Origin of the sequence: Vibrio sp. B183 (assembly GCF_000740665.1) — a bacterium.
In the GTDB taxonomy this organism is placed as follows: Bacteria; Pseudomonadota; Gammaproteobacteria; order Enterobacterales; family Vibrionaceae; genus Vibrio; species Vibrio coralliilyticus.
On sequence record NZ_JPQB01000002.1, the window covers coordinates 211,473 to 234,623 of the forward strand.

The window sequence follows — 23,151 nt, forward strand, 5'->3', positions numbered from 1 at the left end:
TGCTAGCGAAAACCTATCTCAACACTAACGCTCCTACTTATGCGTTAGCTTTTGCTTTTTTTGATTTTGGCGCTGCTTTTGCGGCTACCTGGTCTGCTTTCTTTTTGATAACAGTCGTACCTTCGAAAGTCTCACCTTCAACGAACGCTTTACCGTAGTAAGACGCTAGTAGAACTTCTTTCAGCTCAGTGATCAGAGGGTAACGAGGGTTAGCACCTGTACACTGGTCATCGAACGCTTCTACCGCAAGTTCGTCTAGTTTAGCAACGAAGTCCGCTTCAGAAACGCCAGCAGCTTGGATAGACATTGGGATGTCTAGGTTAGCTTTTAGCTCATCAAGCCATGCTAGTAGACGTTCAATCTTCTGAGCAGTACGGTCACCTTCTTGGCTAAGGCCTAGGTGGTCAGCTACTTCAGCATAACGACGACGTGCTTGTGGACGGTCGTACTGAGAGAATGCAGTCTGCTTAGTTGGGTTATCGTTCGCGTTGTAACGTACTACGTTAGAGATTAGTAGTGCGTTCGCCAGACCGTGTGGTAGGTGGAACTCAGCACCAATCTTGTGCGCCATAGAGTGACAAACACCTAGGAATGCGTTAGCAAACGCGATACCAGCGATAGTTGCCGCATTGTGCACTTTCTCACGAGCGATTGGGTCAGCCGCACCATTTGCGTAGCTTGATGGTAGGTACTCTTTTAGCATCTTAAGTGCTTGCAGAGCCTGACCGTCAGAGTATTCATTTGCTAGAACTGATACATAAGCTTCTAGAGCGTGAGTTACTGCATCGTAACCACCGAATGCTGTTAGAGACTTAGGCATGTTCATAACAAGGTTTGCATCTACGATAGCCATGTTTGGCGTAATTTCGTAGTCAGCTAGTGGGTACTTAGCACCAGTCTTGTCGTCAGTAACAACCGCGAATGGTGTAACCTCTGAACCCGTACCTGAAGTTGTCGTAATACAAACAAGCTCAGCTTTTTGGCCCATTTTAGGGAACTTGTAGATGCGTTTACGGATGTCCATAAAGCGCATTGCTAGCTCTTCGAAGTGCGTATCTGGGTGCTCGTACATTACCCACATGATTTTCGCTGCATCCATCGGAGAACCACCACCTAGCGCGATGATAGTGTCTGGTTGGAAGCTCTTCATCGCTTCAGCACCTTTCTCTACCACAGATAGCGTTGGATCTGCTTCTACGTCGAAGAACGTCTGAACTTCCATGCCTTGAGCTTTAAGCAGGCTAACTACGTCATCAGCGTAACCGTTGTTGAATAGGAAACGGTCAGTAACTAGGAATGCGCGTTTCTTACCTTCTAGATCGCTCAATGCGATTGGAAGGCTACCACGACGGAAGTAGATAGACTTAGGTAGTTTGTGCCACAACATGTTTTCAGCTCGCTTCGCTACAGTTTTCTTGTTGATTAGGTGCTTAGGACCTACGTTCTCAGAGATAGAGTTACCACCCCATGAACCACAACCTAGAGTTAGAGAAGGTGCAACGTTGAAGTTGTACAGGTCACCGATACCACCGTGAGTCGTCGGGATGTTGATTAAGATACGCGCGGTCTTCATCTTGTCACCGAAGTAACGGATGCGGTCTGCGTTAACATCTTGGTTGGTGTACAGACCAGATGTGTGGCCGATACCGCCAATCTCAACCATAGTCACAGCCTGTGCCACAGCATCTTCGAAGTCATCTGCGCGGAATAGACCTAAAGTTGGAGACAGTTTCTCGTGAGCAAATGCGTCATCGTAAGACACTTTGCCTAGGCCTTCACCTACCAGCACTTTAGTGTCTGCTGGAACGCTAACACCTGCCATTTCAGCAATTGCTGGAGCTGGTTGACCAACGATTTTTGCGTTTAGTGCGCCATCGATGAGCAGAACTTTGCGAACTTTCTCTGCTTCAGCTTTAGTCAAAACGTAAGCTTTGTGAGAAGCAAAACGTTCTTTTACTTCGTCGTATACAGAATCAACTACGATTGCAGCTTGCTCAGAAGCACATACAACACCGTTATCGAAAGTTTTAGACATTAGGATAGAAGCGACAGCACGTTTGATGTCAGCGGTTTCATCGATAACTACAGGAACGTTACCTGCACCTACACCGATTGCTGGCTTACCAGAAGAGTAAGCTGCTTTAACCATGCCTGGTCCACCAGTGGCAAGAATAAGAGCGATATCATCGTGCTTCATTAGAGCGTTAGAAAGCTCTACAGATGGCTGATCAATCCAGCCGATGATGTCTTTTGGAGCACCCGCTGCAACTGCTGCATCTAGGACAAGTTTTGCTGCGTCGTTAGTAGAGTTCTTCGCACGTGGGTGTGGCGAGAAGATGATACCGTTACGAGTCTTCAAAGAAATTAGAGATTTGAAGATTGCAGTAGACGTTGGGTTAGTTGTTGGTACGATACCGCAGATGATACCTACAGGCTCAGCGATAGTCATAGTACCTAGGTTGTCATCCTCTTCTAGGATGCCACAAGTCTGTTCGTCTTTGTATTTATTGTAGATAAACTCAGAGGCAAAATGGTTCTTGATTACCTTATCTTCAACAATACCCATACCAGATTCTTCAACCGCTTGTTGAGCTAGCGGGATACGTGCTTGGTTAGCTGCAAGAGACGCTGCGCGGAAGATCTTGTCGACTTGCTCCTGAGAGTATGTCGCGAACTCTTCTTGCGCTTTTTTAACGCGTGCAATCATTGCATCTAGTTCAGCCATATTAGTTACAGGCATAGGGAATCTCCTAAAATTAACAAATATTAAAAACTTTTTAGTAAGTAAACTGTGTGCTCGTTGTTAGTTGATTCAACAGTGTTTCTTAGTAAATTGCTTTCAGAGCTGATTATATTATTTCAGGTTGTGAAAAAAATTGACCCAGATCAGTTCTGAAATATTATTTACCTACTAAGTGGTATCCCACATCAAAAATAAAATCTAACTAGTTGAATTTTAAAAAATAAAAAGAAACCCAAACACGAAATAAATTTACAGCTATTACGTATCTCAGATATCGAATCGCACACAAACTGTAAAAAAGTTTCATTTCTTGACCATCAACTTACATGTGGTCCACTAATGTTGTGCTACTAAGCTTATATCCAATCGTAAATGAGGCACTATAGTCCCTCCTTTTTTTTATCAAAAATGTGCAAATGTTAACGTTTGTGTAAATCGAAGGAAACTGCACACATATTGTACGTAACAAAGTATGTCATTAGTGTTTACGTTTCTGTCAGGAATTAGATTTTCTCAGTAATGAATTCAGATTAGCTTTAGATTTTTTCATTCGTGACTCAGCAAATTTTCGACTATATTCCGCCTATCACTCTGGTGATCCTGTTCTGGTCTTTACTTTGTGTAGGCACACGCAATGCAAACGTTCGAAATCGCAATTTTTTTACAGTTCTTTCTGGGCTTAGTCGCAGCCGTTAACCCTGTCGGAATCATGCCTGTGTTTGTTTCTCTAACAGGCCATATGACGCTGGAAGAAAAACATAAGACCGCAGCAACTGCTAATCTCGCCGTCGCCGTGATTCTAATCGTATCTCTACTGGCAGGTCAGATGCTGCTCGATATGTTCAGTATTTCGTTGGATTCATTCCGTGTCGCTGGTGGCTTACTTCTACTTAGTATCGCCTTCTCAATGATGAGCGGTAAGTTAGGTGAAGATAAGCAGAACAAACAGGAGAAGTCCGAGTATGTCAGCCGCGAGCAAATTGGCGTGGTTCCTCTGGCTATGCCGCTGATGGCCGGTCCCGGTGCTATCAGTTCTACTATCGTTTATGGTGCACGTTACCCGACCATGCTGGATACCGTCGGCATCATTATTACCGTCAGCTTATTCTGCCTTTGCTCTTGGTTCCTGTTCCGTTCTGCGCCATTGATTGTACGTTTTCTTGGTCAGACAGGAATTAACGTTATCACAAGGATCATGGGCTTGATTCTCGGAGCACTTGGCATTGAGTTTATCGCCAATGGCTTACGTAACTTATTCCCTGGATTAGCCTGACAAGAGTGTTGCAGGTATGATTAGCGCTATCGATTAAAAGGTAGTACCGTCATGCCACGCAAATCCCTGAAACACCATCTCTATATCATTATTTTTGGCACGCATACCAAGGCTGGGCGTGCCTTTGATATCGCATTAATTATTGCGATTCTTTCATCGTTACTGGTACTGGTTCTGGAATCAATTCCAGCGGTCGCATCCCAATGGCGAACAGAACTGCGTTACCTGGAATACACATTCACCGCTCTCTTCACTATCGAGTACCTGCTGCGCCTTTATTGCTCTCCAAAACCCGTGGCTTACGCAAAAAGCTTCTACGGCGTCGTCGATCTGTTGGCTATTCTCCCAACATACCTAGCGTTTTTCTTTCCGTCTGCGTCATTCATGGGTGTCATCAGGTTGCTACGCGTAATGCGAATATTCCGCGTACTTAAGTTGGTGCGTTACCTGCAAGACTCCAATATTTTGTTGCGCTCATTGCTCATGGCGAGAAGAAAGATCTTCATCTTTTTCAGTACGGTCGCCATCCTTGTTACCATCTTTGGCGCGCTTATCTTTGTCATTGAAGGGCCGAAAAACGGCTTTACTAGCATCCCTAAAAGTATCTACTGGGCAATCGTCACCATCACAACTGTCGGATATGGTGACCTTGTTCCTCAAACCAATTTGGGCAAAGCCGTTGCATCCATCACTATGTTACTTGGTTACTCTATATTGGCCGTACCGACAGGGATCATCACCGCCGAGCTCAACCAAGAAATGCGCACCCACAAGTCTTTGGTCAAATGCCCAAACTGCTCTAAGTCAGGACATGAGTCAGATGCCATGCATTGCAAACATTGTGGAAGTGAGTTGGCCGACCCTGACCAAAGGATAGTTGTCGAAGAAGACTAGAAAATAGACAACAGGAAAAACGAAAGGGTTGACGTTATACGTCAACCCTTCCTTCTTATACAAAGCTTGCACCTCAAGAATGAGATGATTCTTCGCTTTGATAATTACGCTTTTTCAGCAAGGATGATGCGTAGTGTGCGACGCAGTGGCTCTGCCGCACCCCACAGTAGTTGGTCACCTACAGTAAAGGCATTAAGGAAGTCATCACCCATCGCCATCTTACGTAGTCGGCCGACTGGAATCGACAGCGTACCAGTCACTTTCGCTGGTGTTAGCTCTTCTGCAGTGATGTCGCGATCATTAGGAATCACTTTAACCCAATCATTATGGGTAGCGATCATCTCTTCGATCTCATCCATTGGTACATTTTGCTTAAGCTTGATGGTCAGCGCTTGAGAGTGACAACGCATTGCGCCGATACGCACACAAGTGCCATCAATTGGTACTGGCGCATCTTGGAAGCCGAGAATCTTGTTCGCTTCAACGCCCGCTTTCCATTCTTCTTTACTCTGACCATTATCGCGCTTCACATCGATCCATGGAATCAAAGAGCCCGCCAGTGGCACACCAAACTTGTCCGTTGGGAATGAGCCGCTGCGCATGGTGTCAGCCACTTTTTTATCGATATCAAGAATAGAGCTTGATGGGTTTGCTAATTCTGAGCTTACTGAGTCGTTGATAACGCCCATTTGAGAAATCAGCTCACGCATGTTTTGCGCACCCGCACCAGATGCGGCTTGGTAAGTCATCGCACTGGTCCATTCAACCAAGCCTTTTTCAAACAGGCCGCCCAAGCCCATAAGCATCAAGCTCACTGTACAGTTACCACCAACAAACGTATTGGTGCCACCATGGATGCCTTGCTGAATCTGAGCCATGTTCACCGGATCAAGAGTGATGATTGAGTCTTGAGCCATGCGCAGCGTTGATGCCGCATCAATCCAGTAGCCTTTCCATCCCGCCTGACGAAGTGCAGGGTAGACTTTCTCTGTATAGCTACCACCTTGACAGGTAACAACCGCATCAAGCTGTTTTAAACTTTCGATGTCAAATGCATCCTGTAGGAGACCTGCTTCTTTACCAAGATTTGGAGCAGGAATACCTACCTGAGAAGTGCTGTAAAATACCGGCTCAATAAGGTCGAAATCTTTTTCTTCAACCATGCGCTGCATAAGCACTGAACCTACCATGCCACGCCAACCGACTAAACCTACTCTCATTCTCAACTCTCCGTGTACAATATTTAAAAAAGGAATTCCTCAATATTTCAATTTTCCCAACAAAATCTCAAGGAAAAATTCACTTATTTCTGTAACTTTTGCATCCTTTTTTTAAATATCTCCACCAAATGGCTTTTTGTTGCTTCTTTGCTCACCAGTCACAAGTTACAACAAAACATGCGAATTAATGTACATAAGAGAGATTTACGTGCTACATACCATTCACAAAACAACTCATTTCAAACCATTAAATTTAACCATTTTTAATATTTTTAACTAGCAATAAATACATCAATAGATTTAAATCACATCGGAGTTGTATTTGTTCGAAATATTATTCTGAGTCATGTAAAGTGCATCCAGTACCCAAATGAGTAAACACTCTCTATATGTTCCTTCCCCATACACATAGGAGCATATGGCATATAACACATATAAGAGGCTCTGCATGACGCAACTCACTCCCCGTTTACCAAGCCTGCTGCAAGTTATCGCTGCGCTTGGTTTGTTTTTGCTAATGGCTTTCTCTTTCACAGCCCAATTGGATTTGCCTATTCAGCTAGCACTCTACATAGGCTGGTTTGTCATCATGATTCTTGGTGTTCGTCTCGGTCACCAGTATAAAGATTTAGAAAAAGCAGCGCTTAATGGCATTTCTAATGGTCTAGGTGCTGTTTTAATTCTTCTAGCGGTCGGCGCTTTGGTCGGCACTTGGATTTCAGGCGGTATTGTTCCAACCATCATCTACTACGGCCTGAAAGCGATTCATCCGTCTATCTTCCTTCTGGCGACCATGATCATCTGTTCCCTGACCGCACTTGCAACCGGAACATCGTGGGGTGCAGCTGGTACTGCTGGTATTGCCATGATGGGTATTGGCCAAGGTCTAGGCGTTCCTGCACCAATCACAGCAGGTGCTGTTCTGTCAGGTTGTTACTTTGGCGATAAAATGTCTCCGCTTTCGGATTCCGTAATTTTGGCATCATCAATGTCTAACGTTGAAGTCGTTGAGCACATCAAAGGTATGCTGCCGATTGCTCTGATCAGTTACATCATCACTGGTATCATGTTTACTGCTTTTGGCTTCCACTACGCCGGTAATGTTGACATGACACAAGTGCAGTCAGTCATCGATGCCATGGAAAGTCAGTTCTACATCGCGCCATACTCGTTCGTCCCTGTCATGATCGTACTTGGCCTGTTAGCGATGCGCATGCCGTCTTTCCCAGTGATCAGCTTTGGTTCACTACTGGGGATTATCTGGGCGGTGATGATTCAAGATGTTGACTTCCTTCAGGCATTTAATACTGCGTGGGCACCATTCCATATCGAGTCTGGCGTTGGGTTTATCGACTCAATTCTCAACCGTGGCGGTATGTCTTCTATGTTAGGTTCTGTCGCTGTGATCGTCTTTGGTCTGGGCTTTGGTGGTCTATTGGACAAAGTCGGCGTATTGGAAACCATCGCCAAACTGTTTGAGCGCCGTGTCCAGAGTTCAGGTTCACTGGCAACCAGCACTATTGGTACAGCTTTCCTAGGCAACGTGTTTGGCTCTGCGATGTATGTTTCCCTGATCCTCACTCCGAAGATCTGCGCGAAAAACTACGATCGCCTTGGCTACAAGCGTAAGAACCTGTCACGAAATGCCGAATTCGGCGGTACACTAACATCTGGCATGGTTCCGTGGAGTGACAACGGTATCTATATGGCAAGCATCTTAGGTGTCGCCACACTTTCATACGCGCCATTTATGTGGCTAAGTTTTGTGTGTATTTTGGTAACGATTATTACCTCGTACATGGGTTGGTTTGTCGATAAGTGCGAACCCACAGCTCCAGCAAGTGCAGAAGAGACACCAGAGTTAAGCAAACAAACCGCTTGATAGATAACCAAAAAGAAAAGCGCCAAAACGGCGCTTTTTTATTAACTCTATAACGAGTAATCGTTCTTCTGTTCTGGTTGCTCTGAGAGGTACTCTATAAACTCAAATTGCAAGTTATGATCATCCATATAATAGGCGTTCTTGCGATGAGGGTGTTCATCTCCTCGATGATCGACAAAATAGCCTTGCTTAGCCAACCTTGCTTCCATCGCATCTAGATCGGTTACCACTATCCCTACGTGCTTAACCCCAGTGAATCGTGTTTGCCAGTCCGGCGCCTCCCCTTTTCCTGTTGAAGAAAGTGCTATGTAAGAGTTTTCATCACCGACGTGACACCACTGAATCGTCTCACCCTGACCATTAACGTATTCACCTCCACCACGGATTCGCCATTCAGGTAAAGCTGTCGTTAGTAATTTCACCGTTTTGTTTGGATCAACAACACCAATATTTGCGTGCTCAACATAGCCTTTCATAATTCAGTCCTTTTGAGTAATTAGATAGTTAATTTAAGAATCAGCGCCTTACCGCCTAATCTTGTCTTCACTGATTTAACTCTAATTCCTCAAGTTAACTTTAGGTAAAGTACTTTTTTAAATTTAATTCGATTGAATGAAGGCGGAGAACATACTCGCTTGCACCAACAGTGAAAACGGGTAACCTGAATCTATCATCCTTTATTTTCTGAGCATTATGCATCTTGCCGATCGCTTGAAAATCTACCTATTCCATAAAGAAAGAATTCGGCGTTGGAATGGGAAAAATCATAAGGTACAAGGCTGGTCCAGCCATGAAGAACAACAAGTGCGCTTCGAGACTTTCGCCCGAAACATGAAGTTCAAAGGCAAACGTGTGTTGGATCTCGGCTGTGGGCTGGGAGAGTTGTATGACTACCTTTCAGAGAACCAACGCCCTGGGTTTTATCTCGGTTTCGACCAACATTGGTCTTTCCTTCACCAAGCTAGAAAGCGGATAGGCTCCTCACAATGCCGATTTAGATTCGCCGACATCAGCCGAGCAACCTTACCGGAGATGGATATCATCGTCGCCAGTGGATCGCTGAATTACCGAACGAAAAACCCAGACTATCTGAACGAAATGATCATGCGTATGTTCTCTGCATGCAAAGAGGCAACTATCTTTAATCTTCTTAACATTGAGGCATTTCCTGACCAACAGGTATTGCAAGCCTATAACAAGCTTGAGGTATTGCAGTTTTGCCAAACAGTAACACCTAATGTCACTTTAATTGACGATTACTCTGATTCTGACTTTACTTTGGTACTTAGAAAATAAAACAGAGAGCCTTTGCTCTCTGCTGTATTTATATCGCGATTTCAACTAATTAGTTGAATCAACCATTAACATCTTGTTCTTTAAGAAACGTTTGTGCTTCAAGAATCGCCTTATCCAAACGAGCTTTGAGCTCATCCAGCAAACCTGACACAGAACCAATGTCATCTTTAATTGCCTGCTCAACCTTGCCTGCTGATTCACGAAGTTTTAGTGCGCCTAAATTACCACCAACCCCCTTTAGACTATGGGCTTTACGCAACGCTTCTTCAGGAGAGTCATTGAGCAACTGAGTGATTCGTTCAGCGTCTCCAGTATGGTCATCGACAAATACCTGTAGCAACATACACACCGATTCGTAGTCATTTCCCAATGAATCAAGCATGCCGTCTAAATCAATCTCTGGACCATCGTCCAACGCAGCGGCTGCAGTAACCATGGGTGCTGATTCTTTAGCTGTCTCAACTATAGATTGAACCTCTTTCTGAGAGTTATCTGCAACTTTTTCTGAACGCTCAACCATACGTTGGACTCCTGTAAATCGATAAGTAATGAGCATCATCGCTAGCAAACAAATTCCGCTAAAAATGACACCGCCAATGACGAGATTACGCTGCTGTGACTGATATTGCGATTCGACCACATTGATCTGGGTGTGAATGGAATGTGTCATCATTTTCTCGATGACATAACTCCCTTGCGCATAGCTACCCAATACAGCTGAAGTTTGTGACAGCAATTGTTGAAGATCTTGCTTTTGCAGCGCTGGAAGAGATTCAGATGCTACGTAAAGCTGATCAAGCTCGCGGAAAACCTGAGGATTGGATCTGTTGGAGCTGAACAAAGCCTCTAAAACATTCGCACTCAAATGGTAAGAGTGTGACATCAGCTCATTGTTGTCTTGGTATTTTGCGCGAATAAACCGAACTTGGTCCACCAACGAAATTAAAGCAAGTTCATTATCAAGGAAGACTTTGGTCTGCTCTATAAATCGATCGGTGGTATAAAGCAGTTGGTTAATGTCTGGTGTCAGCCAGCTCTGCTCATAAGTCGCTTCAATTTGGAGGCGAAGAGCGTAGATAAGCTGTAAGTTGAGAGACTGGCCATCGGTCAATTCCGCTCTGTAGGCAGGCTCTTGAAACAAGGAATACTTAAGTTCATCTATGCTATTACTCAATTCTCCGACTTGGCTCATTGTCATTACGTTTGAGCGATAGCTTAGAGACAGCACTGTTGTCCCTATCACCCAGACAACAATAATCAGCCAACTCAGCTTGAGCGCTTTGCGTTCCATGTTATGCTCGTATTTGAATAAATTCCATAATTACAAGCATATACGCAAAGTTTGAGAAAGGTAGGACTAAGTGCATATTTCTTCGACTTAGTCCTGATTTAGTGAGGAATTAGCGGTTGCGTGTCAGCTGATCACGCAGGTTTGGTGGCGTACCTTTGATCGTCAGTGTATCGGTTTCTGGATCATAAAAAATACGCTCGCCAAGCAGCAAGCTGTCAAAGTTAATCGTTAGGCCACCGCCTGCGCCAACATATTTAGTCAGTTTACGTACTGCCGTTCTGTCGCCTGGGAAGCTTTCTTCAAGTTCATAACCTTGTTCCTGCGTGTAATCAAGGAAGCTGGTACCATCCTGAGAAGGAGGTAACTCACCCGACAGCTCACGAACCTGAACTTCGTCACCACTTTTAATTTGTTCGTTACAGTAGTCCGCTACCTGCTTTTTGTAACTGATGGCTTCATCTTTCTCTAACTTAGAGTCTGTACAAAAATCTTCAACCGCCTGCATGAGAACTTGGTTTTGTTGCTTAATATCGAGTCCTACTTCCGCCTGCAAGAAATCAAGGAAAAAGTCTGCGACTTTACGCCCAACTCGACCTTTAATATAGGCAAGGTAGCGGTTTGACTCTTTGTCAGTCTCATAACTGGTCAGGTCAATACGCGCTGCGATATCCATTTTGCTCAGATCTAGATAATCAGTCGCACTAATTTCGAGACCTTCTGTCACTTTTAGGCTTTCATTTGAAGGAATGATGGCAACAAAAAGGTAATCTGTCGCCAGAGACTGATATTCAGCAATGACCAGAATACCCTCATCAGCAAACGGGTACTTACTTAACTCATCTTTCAGACGGTTTGCACTTTCTTGTGAGAAATCATAGAAGCTTCTCTCACCTTTACGAAGTTCATGCAACCAGTTCTGGAATTCGCTGTCAGATTTGAATGAGCCGAACCCTTTGCCAGCTTTTGAATTAAAGACACGATGAAGCTCAGCCACTAGGTTTTCAGTCGATGCGTCATTAGCCAGAGAGTCAGCTCGGAAGTTAACAACAAGTTCGTCTGAATCGTTTTTTCGTAGCTGGTGTAAGATAACGTTTGAAAGATGAAGACTCATGATGAATTTTTATCGTCGTGTAGGTTTCAGTTGCGACGCATTGTAGGTTATCATAAGCCGCTTTACTATCACCATTAGAGTCTTTATGCCGATTACATCTAAATACAGCGACGACAAAGTTGAAGCTATTCTATCAGAAGTGGCTGCAGTGTTAGACAAACACGGTGCGGGTCCGGAATTATCTTTGATGATTGCGGGAAATATCGCTACCAATGTCTTAAATCAAAACGTTAATGCTTCACAACGTAAAGCACTTGCTGAAAAATTTGCTCAGGCGCTGTTGTCTTCTATTGAAGAAAACACTCACTAGAAAAATAAACGGACAATAGAACAGTACATGGTAGATAACGGAAATACATACGGCGAGCGCGTATCGCGTTTAGTGGGTTGGGGGCATTGGTTTGCCTTTTTCAACATCATAGCGGCCATGTTAATTGGTACCCGTTACATCACTCAGTCTCCCTGGCCCGAAACCCTTTTAGGACAATTCTATCTGGCCGTATCTTGGGTGGGGCATTTCGGTTTTCTCGTTTTTGCACTCTATCTACTGGTTCTGTTTCCGCTAACCTTCTTGATACCGTCACGCAAGCTATTTCGCTTAGTGGCGGTCTGCTTTGCCACCGTCGGATTGACGGTGCTTCTGATTGACACTCAAGCCTATCAAAAAATTAACCTCCACCTCACGCCTGTCGTCTGGGAAGTGTTGTTTAGTGAGGAAGGCAGTTCGATCAGCATAGATCTACAGCACTTGTTTGTTGTACTTCCACTGATATTCCTATTACAACTGGCGCTATCAGAGTGGGTGTGGCGTAAGCAACGTCGTCTGTCTCACAAACATGTCGGTCGTCCAATCGCCGCATTATTCTTTGTCAGCTTTATTACCAGCCATTTGATTTACGTCTGGGCTGATGCTTATTTCTACAACCCAATTACGGCGCAAAAAGCCAACTTCCCCCTTTCGTACCCAATGACGGCGAAGTCCTTTATGGAGCGTCATGGTTTATTGGATAGAGAAGAATACCTTCAACGTCTCAAAGAGAGTGAAGCGAACACAGATTTGGTTCGCTATCCTCTTGAAAAGCTTGAATTCAACCGTCGAGCGAACCCGCTCAATGTACTGGTTGTCAGTGTTAATAACCTACGTGGTGATGTCCTGACGCCGCAGTTGATGCCAAATGCCGCTGAGTTTGCCTCGAACAACCTCAACTTTGCGAATCACTATAGCTCCAGCAACGATACTTTCGGCGTGTTTGGTTTGTTCTATGGCCTGCCAAGTAGCTATGTCAGCAGCATCAAAACTCAAGGTTCTCGCCCAATCTTGCTTGATACACTGCTCGATAAAGAGTACAGCTTCGGCTTGTTCAGTGGCGATAACTTCGATGATACGCTTTATGGTGAAACCGTCTTCCGTGGTCTGAACTTTACTGGCATTGCCTTTAATGACAGCACATCACCTGATACTCAAGCCATTAATGCTTGGGCAACATGGGTGTCTCAGCAGAAGCAGCAACCTTGGTTTAGCTTTATTGAACTCACAACGGTCGATAACTTTAGCGCCTATAACGAAACAGGCAACAACACGTCTACGTTAGAGACCTTGAAACAGGGCTATCACACGTCTGTGAACAACGCCGATGAAGAACTGGGCGTGCTGTTCGAGAAGATAAAAGAACTGGATATTGGTGACTCAACAGTTATTGTCATCACATCAAATCATGGTACTGAGTTTAACGAAACTAAGACCAATAGCTGGGGTTCAAACAGTAACTACAGCCGTTATCAACTTGAAGTGCCAATGATTATTCACTGGCCAGGCAAAGTCGCCGGAAAATACGATCACCGCACTAGCCACCTTGATTTATCTGTGACTCTTCTGCAGGATCTACTGGGTGTATCTTCTAACCCATCAGATTTCAGCAGCGGTCAAAACCTGTTTGATGAACGCTCTAGAAAATGGATTCTTGCAGGCGACACAAGAGAGTTGGCATTAATCACAAACAAAGACACAACGGTGATCGATAAGTTTGGTAACTACAAATTGTATGACAGTAATTACCAACGCCTGAAAGACGAAAACCCAACATTGCCAGTTTTAATGCAAGGTCTGACAGAGCTACAGCGTTTTTACGTAAAAAGTAACTAAATCATAGCCTTAGTAATTGACCTCGCCGTAAATTATGGGTAGATTATTTGCATCGGACTGTAGCGCAGCTTGGTAGCGCACCGTCATGGGGTGTCGGGGGTCGCTGGTTCAAATCCAGTCAGTCCGACCATTACACCTAGAAAAAGAGAGCTTCGGCTCTCTTTTTTGTTTTTGGCTGTTTGCACCTCTCGCTCGAAAGACCAACTCACCATGGCTAACAATAAAAAACCGCCTCAACGGCGGCTTTAGAATCATCGAACTGAACTTCAACAGTATTAGTTCAGTTTGAACTGAGCGACTATTTGTGAAAGCTGCTGGTTGTTTTTGGACAAACCTGATGTGCTCTCCATCGTTTGTGAACCATTACTGGTGAGCTCATCGACCATGCTTTGAATGGTCGTCATATTGCGGCTGACTTCTTCTGTCACCGCATTTTGCTGACTTGCTGCTGTCGCGATTTCAAGTCCAAGATCATTTATACGCACGATAGAATTAACCATACGATCCAGGCTCTCATTCACATTCTCCGTCGTCTCAGCTGTTTCCTGACAACGTTGCTTAGTGTCATCCATCGCTTTAACAACCGTTCTGGTACCCTCGTTAAGGTTATCCAGCATATTGTTGATTTCAGAGGTACTTTGCTGAGTACGGGCAGCTAAAGCGCGAACCTCGTCCGCAACCACTGCGAATCCACGCCCTTGCTCACCTGCTCGCGCCGCCTCAATCGCCGCGTTCAGCGCCAACAGATTGGTTTGATCAGCAATCTCACCGATCACCATCAACACAGAGCCTATCTTCTGCGAGTCTTCGTTCATAGCCTGAATACTTTTCGCCATCGATTCAACTTCTTCGATCAGGTCAGCAACACTGCGAACGGCACTGGCAACGACCAGTTTCGACTGCTCGGCTTCATCATTGGTTACACGAGTAAACTCCGCGGTTTGAGATGCACTTTGTGCTACGCTTTCGGCGGTTGAACTCATTTCATTCATCGCCGTTACCACTTGGGTGGTTTCCATTGCATGAGATGTCAGCACTTGAGCATTACTGTCGGTCTGCGATTTTAATAGCTCAATGTTTTCTGAAATTTGATTGGACGATTTCGACACTTCCAGCATCATTGATTGCAGGTTACCAATGAAGGTATTTACTGCCTGAGCTATCTGGCCTAAGTCATCGTCAGTTTTGACTTCAAGACGACGTGTTAAGTCGCCATTGCCCTGAGACAGATCGAGGACAGTACTCTTTAACGCTAGAATTGGACGATAGGCATAATTGAGAATGACGAACAAGATGATAAAAGCGACAACGAGTAACACCAGTGCTGTATAGAGTGAATTTTTCAGTGCTTCGTCAACTTCGGCATAAGCAATGGATTTATTCACCCCGACCAACAAATGCCAGCTGTTGTTCTCATCCAATTGAATGGTCTGGAAGAAAGCGACCTTCTCAATGCCTCCTAAACTATAATCCTTCATCCCTGTCGGCTGAGACAGCAAAGCGTCGGTCAAAGGATTTAATTCAGCAAAGTCATACAATTTCGTTTCACCGGGTACATCCACTTCTCCGTTTGAGGCAATTGTCAGACTGTTGTGGTCATATAGACCCATCATCGCACCCGGGAAAGGCGCTTTTCTGACCAGTTCATCCAATAAAGTCAATTCGATATCGGCTAGCAAGACCCCTTTTAGCTGGCTTTGCTCGTAAAAAGGTTCAGCAACACTTACCATCAAACTTTTGGTCAAAGCATCACTGTAGATTTCCGTGACAATTGTGCCACGCTTTTGCTTGGCAAGTTGGTACCAGTCGCGTTTACGTGGGTCATATTTGGCTAAGTCCCGCTTACCGCTGTTATTGCCATAAGAGCGGCCATCTTCGTAACCAACCAGAATATCCGATGCAGGAGAGGTGTTTGCGATCTGTCTGATCATCAATAAGATTTGGTCATCGTTGTAGTCTGGAACAAAATCAGGCGCGTTCGCCACCAGCCCAGACTTAATTGAGTCAATCCAAGTTAAGATCGTATCGCTGGTTGTACTGATTTTTAGCATCGAGTATTCATTAACCCGCTCGTGAATCGACGAAGAAATTTGTCTGTAAGAAAGGAAGCTAGAAACCGTAAGTGATGCTGTCAGTAAGAGAATGACAACAGCAACGATCCTGCCCTTAAAACTGTTTAAAACACTCATATCCTTTACCACTGTTTCATAAGTGAGACGAATGTATCATCGCAATTGCATAATGCTCCTTGTTTTCATCTAAATTTTTACGCTGATCACACTATTAATAAAGTTAACAACATCTTTCTAAGTCATTGTAAGTATTGATAGTTAATAGAAGATTAATCGTATTCGAGCCCGAAAAAATACCGTTTATCGTTCCTCGATGTTTCATGACAACTGAAGCCAACTAAATAAGGTTTCAGCGCTTTTAGTCACCAATATCAAACAGCCTGTTCGACAAACGATCTCAACGATACATAGAACCTTTAGCTATTGAATATGCAGCAATTAGCTTTGCGTAAGTTGCCGTTGATCACTACTATCAATTTGAACGATCGTTCAACAGGGTATATGATTCACCAGAACAATAATTAATCCAAACAGAGGTTGCAGATGTATCTAGCTCAGTTTTTTAAAACCGCAGGCGAACCCGCGATACTAAAACGCTCGCTAAAGGTTTCTCTTATAGTTGGCACTATTCTTATGTTCATTAATCACGGCGACAAATTGCTCTACAACAACATCGACGCAACACTGGTTATCAAGATATTAATGACTTACTGCGTACCTTTTTGTGTATCTACCCAAGCAAGCGTTTCTGCAACTCTACAATCACGAAACAAGGCCGCCTAATCATGAAATTTTCCTTTAAAAAACAGTCTCCAGATATTGTTGAGGTCAAAACCAGTCACCTCGAAGAATTAGAGCAAATCTCTGATAAGTACTCGCTATTCAAACAGAATGATCCCACCAACTATGCAAAGAAAATTCACGTCAATGCGGCCAATGTCCATAAAGCGTCCCGAAGTCGCGCTGAATCTATCGAGCAAAGCTACGAACTGGTCAATCACTTTATCGAGCAATCGGAAAGCATTAATAAACTGTCTTGTGAGAGTCACCAATATTCCAGCAAAACGGCTGAAACTGCAGCCAATACCATCGATAAGCTGGAGCTTTTGGAAGAACAGGTGCTGGTTTCTAAGGAAAAGATCTGTCAGTTCAGTGACCTTCTTGAATCATTAGATGAGATAAACAAGAACGTCACCCAATTGGTGGATTCCATCAAAGGCATTGCGGCACAGACAAACTTGTTAGCGCTTAATGCCGCGATTGAAGCGGCTCGAGCTGGAGAGCACGGTCGCGGTTTTGCGGTGGTCGCAGACGAAGTCCGTCAGTTAGCGAACACAGCGAACCAGTCAGCAGAGAGTATCGATACTGAAATGGCGTCGATTTCAAAAATATCAGACAGCATTTTCAATAAGCAAAAAGAAGTCGAGGACGTCATTATTCTCAGTTCAGAAGTCACTAAAGACACCATGCTAAAAATGCAGAACCTGATGGACATGTCGATTGAAAGTAAAACCTCCTCCAAAACCATCATGGATGCCATTGAAGCGCAGCTGTCAGACTCAAATACGGTTAAGCAAAACATGGAAGCCTTAGTTGAAGACACCAAGCTGTCAATCAGCCTTTCAGGTAATAACCATGAACTCGCGGAACAAATCGTCAACTCTTTATCTTATCTGGAGCTAGGTGGTCACGCAGGTCGAAAGGAAAGCGCTTAACACCGTTAGCGTGTGAGCAAATAAGGAGGAAGCCACATGGATAAAATTGAAATGAGTGTTTCTATCTCACTGAATGAGATCTTAAGTGAGCGTTCACTATCATCATATGTTCAATCTATTAGAGATCTTAAGAGCCAAACTACCTATGGACATGAAGTTTTGGTTCGTGGTCCTTCAGATTCCTTGTGGCATCGCCCCGATCAATTGTTTTCTGCAGCTCAATCACAGCAACTCAGCAGGCAATTGGAAATTGTCATCCTCGACGTTCATCTTGAAAACATTGTCGCCCACGCTCCCATAGGGTGTTACACCGTTAACCTCACTCCTAACCTATTGTTAGATGAGACCGTATTCCAGATACTTAGCCGCTATCCGCTCGCCGAAAAAATTAAGATCGAGCTTACCGAACACTTACCGATACGGGACTGGCAGCCAATAAAACAACGAATGGCTCAATTGAGGAAACGGGGCTACCAGTTTTGGCTTGATGACGTTGGCTGTGGATTCTTTGATTTGGCGCTGATCGATGAAGTTAAACCAGAGGTGGTTAAACTGTGCATAAAAATCGTCAGCAGGCTTACGTTTGATTCTACTCTGGTCGATGAAATTAAAACCGTCGTCACAGCGGTTCATGACTACGGCGGCGCGGTTTTGGCTGAAGGGATTGAAGAGCCAGCCCAACTCGATATGGCGCAGCAACTGAATATCGACTTCGCACAAGGCTATCTTTTTGATAAGCCACGGCCACTCATCTGAAGAACCAAACTCCAACTATCAACTAAAGATGTATCGTTGGGTTTTTTGTTCTTATTGTTCTGTTTATTGAGACTATAAATCAGTTTCTGCTGTATTTATCCAAAAATACTGACAAGTATACTTTGCTTCAAGTCGAACAAATCCACCTAACTTGAAGAGGTATACCAGATGTTAAAACCACTCAACACAATCACTCGTGCTTATTCTGCCATTTCGCTTCTTGCAGTTACTATGGGGGCAAACGCTGCAACCACGGAACACACTCATACAAGAGCAAGCGTTATTGAGATTACCGCTCAACAGGGACAAAACACCGCCCTTGCTGACTTCCTTTCGGTTGGTGCACAGCTCGTTCAGGACAACGAACCTGACACACTGTTCTGGTCTGCACTTCAAACCGAAGATAAAAACACCTTTGTGATCTTCGACGCTTTTGGCTCTCAAGCTGCTCAGGATGCGCATTTTGCTGGGAAAATCCCGAAAGCACTGAGTGAAAGTGCTGCAACACTAGTTAAAGGTGGATGGAACGACGGCGTGCTACCTAACATCCACAATGCTGACATTATTGCTTCAAAAGTCGGCAAAAATACGCAGGAAAGTATCAAGATTGCCACTTTTATCCCCTTGAAGGCAAAGCCAGGTCAAGAACAAAAGCTCGCGGAATTACTCAAGCAAGGCGCTCACATCGTAACAACGCAAGAGCCCGGCACAGTCCATTGGTTTGCCATTCATTTTGGCGATGATCGCTTCGGCATTGTAGATTTCTTCGCTGATCAAGCCGGAGTTGATGCGCACTTTAATGGCGGCGTTGCTGCTGCAATGAAACAACATGCCTCAACTCTGGTTGAAGGTGGTTGGGAGCAAGGCGTACTCGCTGGTATCCAAACTTACCAAGTCATTGAGTTGCTCCAGCACTGATCAGTGAGAATATGCCTTCAACAAGCCTGCTGACTGAGCAGGCTTGGTATCACTCTCCAGTCAGCAAGCTTTTCGTAAAACCAGCGTAAACGTCATCCCGCTTGTGGCATTGTTTATCCCAGTCAACCTTCCCTGCATGTCACGGACATTGTTCGCTGCAATCGCTAATCCAAGCCCCAGTCCCTCACCGATTTTTTTGCTGGTGTAGAAAGGCTCAAACATGCGCTCTAGGTTATCTTGTTCCACACCACAGCCGTTATCGATGATTCTGATTTCTACTTCATTCGATGAGCATCTCACCTCAATGTCTAGTCGAGGAAAGTCAGTATTCACCATTGCATCCAAAGCATTGCCAACCAAGTTTCCGAGTACGTGGCGCAACCTAGCCTCTTCGCCAAGCACAATCAGCTTTGCGCTCTCAGTACGAAGCTCGAAATCCACCTTGTCCAAGCGCGCTTGATGAACTTGCAGTACTTCATCCAACGCTTCCTTGAGTGACACAGGCTGTGGAGAATCGAGTCGCTGAAACGCAAACGACTTAAGCTGACGCGTCATCGACGCCATACGTTCAAATAACGTCATTGCCAATGACATATTGTCTTTCAGTAACTCTGTGTCACCTCTTTCAAGCAACAATTGGTTACTCGAAAATAGCGTTCTGAGCCCTGTCAGTGGTTGATTAAGTTCATGCACAATGGCACTGGACATTCTTCCAAGCGCGACCATTTTGCTCGACTCAATCAACTCTTGCTGAGCATTGTCGAGTGCTTTCGTCCGCTCTTCAACTCGCACCTTCAACATCTGGTTTGACTGTTTCAAAGCCATTTCAGCGCGTTTTCGCTTACTAATATCAATCACAGTACATAGGTAATAGCCTCTTTCATGCCAAGGTAAGGCACTGAGTGAGAGCATCACGGGAAAGCAGCTACCGTCGCTGCGCTGGCCTAAAATTTCTACTTCCGTCATTTCAGCCAGATAGGTGTGCTTATCGAAGTTTCTCAGTAGTTCTAACGTGGGTGAATCCGAACGGCTGCTGTCAAACAACTGCCATACCTTAATATGACGAGTCATGGAATCTGACAGACTAAAATACTTCTTCGCCATCGGGTTAATGTCTTGGATATGGCCACTATCATCAATCAATATCAACCCGACATGGGTTTTACTGAGCATCACATTCAGCCTTTTCTCAGAGGCTTCCACCAGCTTTTGTATACGTTGTTGGCTACGCTGTTTTTGATGTCGTTGATATCTGATCACCATCAGTAACATGATGATTAAACACCCAACCACAGCACTCACGCTAATCCAGCGTGTAGTGCGTAACATCGACTGCAAGGGAGTGAGGTATACCAGCCTCCAGTTGAGATCATCTAAAGTAACCGACTGAACTAAATATCTTTTTTCCTTTAGTTGCCAGGTTTCAATGCGCGTTCCATCATACAGGGTTCGGTACTCCATCATTTCCCCACTATCGAAGTGCTGATTAAACCAGGTGGATGAAAAGAAAGGGTTACTGGAGAGAAAAAACTGGCTGTCAGGATGGTGCGCCAAAATCGCCTCTCCCTGAGAAAACCATTGATCGATTAGAAGAGTCAGATCTATCTGAACCGCGACAATACCAATGATAGTCACGCCATCGTACAGAGGGGCGGCAATAAAATAATCCGAGCTGTTTGGGCGGGTGGACACATGAGAAATCACGCCACGATGTTGCTGAATTTTGGCCGCGATTTCCTTGGCGCTGTCACCAGCGAGCTGACTAGATTGCACACTGGAAATTTTAAGCGTGCCTTTGTCGGTAAGTACATACCAACCTTTGGTGTTAGCCGCCTTGTCCAGTTGTATCAGTTGCTGCTGAATCTTTCGATAAAGCTGTTGCTCACCGCTTAAAAAACGCACACTCTCTTCATCTTTAGTGACTAAGAAAGGCAAGTAGTCAAAACGACGTAATGTGCGGCGAACTTCTTCGATATAACCGAGAAAACGAGCTTCTGCGTGACGTTGCTTACTTTCCAGCTTCCACTGTTTAACCACTTCCTCACTTACAATCTGAATCAAACCTATCAGCAAAAGGGCAACGGCAAACAAGCCATATCGTTGTTGAGCCACCATAGCAATTTCATCCTTTATCACTTATTGAGGCCACACATACTAGGTTTTGACGAATTACACTGCTCGGTTTTAAAACGGACAAACTAGTTGCATAAAGTGAGAGCCAGCTCCTTTCCGCCTGAGGACAATTTCCTTAACGTGACGGAAAAAAGACAACGACGTTAGATATGGCACAAGTAACTAAACACTCTATAGCGCTGCTCGAGGACGACCCTATCGTTCGCCAGACGACCGCTCAATGGCTGCAACTGGCTGGTTTTGATATCACCACTTTTGACAATGGCCAGGCAGCGCTGGCCGAAATTACTCAGCATAAGTTCATGGCGATCATCAGTGATGTTCGTTTGCCGGGAATCAACGGCTTGGAATTGCTACAGCAAGTGAAGCAGCAAGCTCCGGGCATTCCGGTGATCCTCATAACCGGACATGGTGATGTCGATATGGCGGTCAAAGCTCTTCAGCAAGGTGCCTACGATTTCATCGAAAAACCATTTGAGCCTGAACGCTTAGCGCAAACCATCAACCAAGCCATCCTGCCTTATATCGAATCTCAGAAGTGGCAATCACGGCAGGCTTATCTCCAGAGGCTTGAAGGTATTGAGCAAATATTGATTGGTCGCAGTCAAGTCATGTGCGAGCTGCGTGAGCAGGTGCAGAAAGTCGCCGATATTGACACCAACGTCATCATTTATGGCGACACTGGGTGCGGAAAGGAGCTGGTCGCTTACTGCTTGCATCACTTTAGTGCCCGACAATCGCATCCATTCGTACCGCTCAATTGCGGCGCAATACCAGATAACTTGTTTGAAAGTGAGTTGTTTGGTCATGAAGCCGGGGCTTTTACTGGCGCTGCCAAGCGACGCATCGGCAAGATAGAATTTGCCGACAAAGGCACCTTATTCCTTGATGAAATAGAAAGCTTGCCCTTAGCAATGCAGGTCAAGCTACTGCGCGCTCTGCAAGAAAGTACCGTCGAACGTGTGGGCAGTAATCACGCTAAGCAGGTCAACTTGCGCGTCATCTCAGCCGCTAAGTGTGACTTGCTCAATCATTCTGATTTTCGCCCTGATCTGTTTTACCGTTTGAACATCGCGCAGCTGCATCTACCTGCCCTGAAAGACCGAGAAGAAGACGCCTTACTGCTGTTTGAACACTTTACTCAGGAAGCCAACCCCAACACGCGACGTGCCAGCCCTGCCGATCAACAAGCGTTGATCAGCTACCCTTGGCCGGGCAATGTTCGTGAGCTGCGTAATGTAGCAATTCGCTTCGCACTGGATGACTCACTGACCGTTGGTGACATTCTATCTTGCCGTCCACACGCTACCACAGCGGGTATCAAGCAAGGTTTACCACTCGCCGTTCAGATGCAGAGCTTCGAGAGAAAAATTCTCCACGACGCGTTGAGGCGCCACCAAGGCTGCATCAATGATGTGATGGAAGAGCTGGATTTACCTCGACGAACACTCAACCAAAAAATGGTCAAGTACGCACTAAACCGAAGCGACTATATCTCCTCTTAGATTTGTCAGCCGATAGGCAAAAATCCGCTTATCTGAATGCTGCACGTCTCGGCGCCATTTACCGACTAGCAATAGTCACGCTATTTAGGGGCTGAGACGTCATTCGCTGCACTCCCTTCTTGATGAGCCATTTTTTGCTTACGGCAACCACCTCAAATAAGCAACCAATTGCTTATTTGAGGTGTGCTTTAATAAAAAA

Annotated in this window: 18 protein-coding genes and 1 tRNA gene; 12 read left to right on the forward strand and 7 right to left on the reverse strand. The window is 44.9% G+C overall.

All coding sequences use genetic code 11. The annotated features are described in order from the left end of the window. Positions 1–37 precede the first annotated feature (37 nt). Positions 38–2,740, reverse strand: a complete 2,703-nt coding sequence (adhE, locus tag IX95_RS01130) for a bifunctional acetaldehyde-CoA/alcohol dehydrogenase (protein ID WP_038156109.1) — start codon at positions 2,738–2,740, stop codon at positions 38–40. A 637-nt stretch (positions 2,741–3,377) separates the two neighbouring features. Between adhE and IX95_RS01135 the strand changes: the two genes are divergently transcribed. Together IX95_RS01135 and IX95_RS01140 are read left to right on the forward strand one after the other, a co-directional pair. Next, a complete protein-coding gene (locus IX95_RS01135; protein WP_006962953.1) occupies positions 3,378–4,016 on the forward strand; it encodes a YchE family NAAT transporter in 639 nt (212 codons plus the stop codon). 51 nt (positions 4,017–4,067) lie between these two features. Next, a complete protein-coding gene (locus tag IX95_RS01140) occupies positions 4,068–4,910 on the forward strand; it encodes an ion transporter (protein ID WP_006962954.1) in 843 nt (280 codons plus the stop codon). A 104-nt stretch (positions 4,911–5,014) separates the two neighbouring features. Here the strand turns inward: IX95_RS01140 and asd are convergent, their stop codons facing one another. Further along, complete coding sequence (gene asd / locus IX95_RS01145) at positions 5,015–6,130, reverse strand: aspartate-semialdehyde dehydrogenase (protein ID WP_038156112.1); 1,116 nt, start codon at positions 6,128–6,130, stop codon at positions 5,015–5,017. A 448-nt stretch (positions 6,131–6,578) separates the two neighbouring features. Here asd and nhaC point away from each other — a divergent pair, with 448 nt between their 5' ends. Further along, positions 6,579–8,012, forward strand: coding sequence for a Na+/H+ antiporter NhaC (gene nhaC / locus IX95_RS01150; RefSeq protein WP_038156114.1), 1,434 nt, complete (start codon positions 6,579–6,581; stop codon positions 8,010–8,012). A gap of 47 nt (positions 8,013–8,059) precedes the next feature. On the opposite strand, the gene IX95_RS01155 is transcribed toward nhaC, so the two are convergent. Next, a complete protein-coding gene (locus tag IX95_RS01155; protein ID WP_006962957.1) occupies positions 8,060–8,488 on the reverse strand; it encodes a VOC family protein in 429 nt (142 codons plus the stop codon). A 217-nt stretch (positions 8,489–8,705) separates the two neighbouring features. Between IX95_RS01155 and IX95_RS01160 the strand changes: the two genes are divergently transcribed. Beyond that, a complete protein-coding gene (locus tag IX95_RS01160) occupies positions 8,706–9,308 on the forward strand; it encodes a class I SAM-dependent methyltransferase (protein WP_038156117.1) in 603 nt (200 codons plus the stop codon). Between the two features lie 58 nt (positions 9,309–9,366). On the opposite strand, the gene IX95_RS01165 is transcribed toward IX95_RS01160, so the two are convergent. Next, positions 9,367–10,599: an Hpt domain-containing protein gene (locus tag IX95_RS01165; RefSeq protein ID WP_038156119.1), complete on the reverse strand. Its 1,233-nt coding sequence runs from the start codon at positions 10,597–10,599 to the stop codon at positions 9,367–9,369. Positions 10,600–10,708: 109 nt separating this feature from the next. Beyond that, positions 10,709–11,710 (reverse strand): nucleoid-associated protein YejK, encoded by a 1,002-nt coding sequence (gene yejK / locus IX95_RS01170; protein WP_038156121.1) that lies wholly within the window; start codon positions 11,708–11,710, stop codon positions 10,709–10,711. Positions 11,711–11,795: 85 nt separating this feature from the next. Here yejK and IX95_RS01175 point away from each other — a divergent pair, with 85 nt between their 5' ends. From IX95_RS01175 to IX95_RS01185, 3 genes are all read left to right on the forward strand, one after another. After that, complete coding sequence (locus IX95_RS01175; RefSeq protein WP_006962962.1) at positions 11,796–12,020, forward strand: YejL family protein; 225 nt, start codon at positions 11,796–11,798, stop codon at positions 12,018–12,020. A 27-nt stretch (positions 12,021–12,047) separates the two neighbouring features. Next, entirely contained in the window at positions 12,048–13,853 is a 1,806-nt protein-coding gene (locus IX95_RS01180) for a DUF3413 domain-containing protein (RefSeq protein WP_038156123.1), read from the forward strand. A 53-nt stretch (positions 13,854–13,906) separates the two neighbouring features. Then, positions 13,907–13,983 (forward strand) — tRNA-Pro (locus IX95_RS01185). A 145-nt stretch (positions 13,984–14,128) separates the two neighbouring features. Here the strand turns inward: IX95_RS01185 and IX95_RS01190 are convergent. Further along, the gene (locus IX95_RS01190) at positions 14,129–16,042 is read right to left on the reverse strand and encodes a methyl-accepting chemotaxis protein (protein WP_038156125.1); all 1,914 of its coding nucleotides are present in this window, start codon (positions 16,040–16,042) and stop codon (positions 14,129–14,131) included. A 426-nt stretch (positions 16,043–16,468) separates the two neighbouring features. Here IX95_RS01190 and nrtS point away from each other — a divergent pair, with 426 nt between their 5' ends. From nrtS to IX95_RS01210, 4 genes are all read left to right on the forward strand, one after another. Beyond that, positions 16,469–16,708, forward strand: coding sequence for a nitrate/nitrite transporter NrtS (gene nrtS, locus IX95_RS26605; RefSeq protein WP_051912413.1), 240 nt, complete (start codon positions 16,469–16,471; stop codon positions 16,706–16,708). A gap of 2 nt (positions 16,709–16,710) precedes the next feature. Further along, positions 16,711–17,640, forward strand: coding sequence for a methyl-accepting chemotaxis protein (locus IX95_RS01200; protein ID WP_006962965.1), 930 nt, complete (start codon positions 16,711–16,713; stop codon positions 17,638–17,640). A gap of 36 nt (positions 17,641–17,676) precedes the next feature. Continuing rightward, positions 17,677–18,396 carry an EAL domain-containing protein gene (locus tag IX95_RS01205; protein ID WP_038156129.1) on the forward strand — a complete coding sequence of 240 codons (720 nt, stop codon included), beginning with the start codon at positions 17,677–17,679 and terminating at the stop codon, positions 18,394–18,396. Between the two features lie 168 nt (positions 18,397–18,564). After that, a complete protein-coding gene (locus tag IX95_RS01210) occupies positions 18,565–19,314 on the forward strand; it encodes a putative quinol monooxygenase (protein WP_038156131.1) in 750 nt (249 codons plus the stop codon). Positions 19,315–19,374: 60 nt separating this feature from the next. Here IX95_RS01210 and IX95_RS01215 read toward each other — a convergent pair whose 3' ends face one another. Beyond that, entirely contained in the window at positions 19,375–21,429 is a 2,055-nt protein-coding gene (locus IX95_RS01215; protein WP_038156132.1) for a PAS domain-containing sensor histidine kinase, read from the reverse strand. A gap of 167 nt (positions 21,430–21,596) precedes the next feature. On the opposite strand from IX95_RS01215, the gene IX95_RS01220 reads away from it, so the two are divergent. Continuing rightward, a complete protein-coding gene (locus IX95_RS01220) occupies positions 21,597–22,952 on the forward strand; it encodes a sigma-54-dependent transcriptional regulator (RefSeq protein WP_038156134.1) in 1,356 nt (451 codons plus the stop codon). The last annotated feature ends 199 nt before the right edge of the window (positions 22,953–23,151 follow it).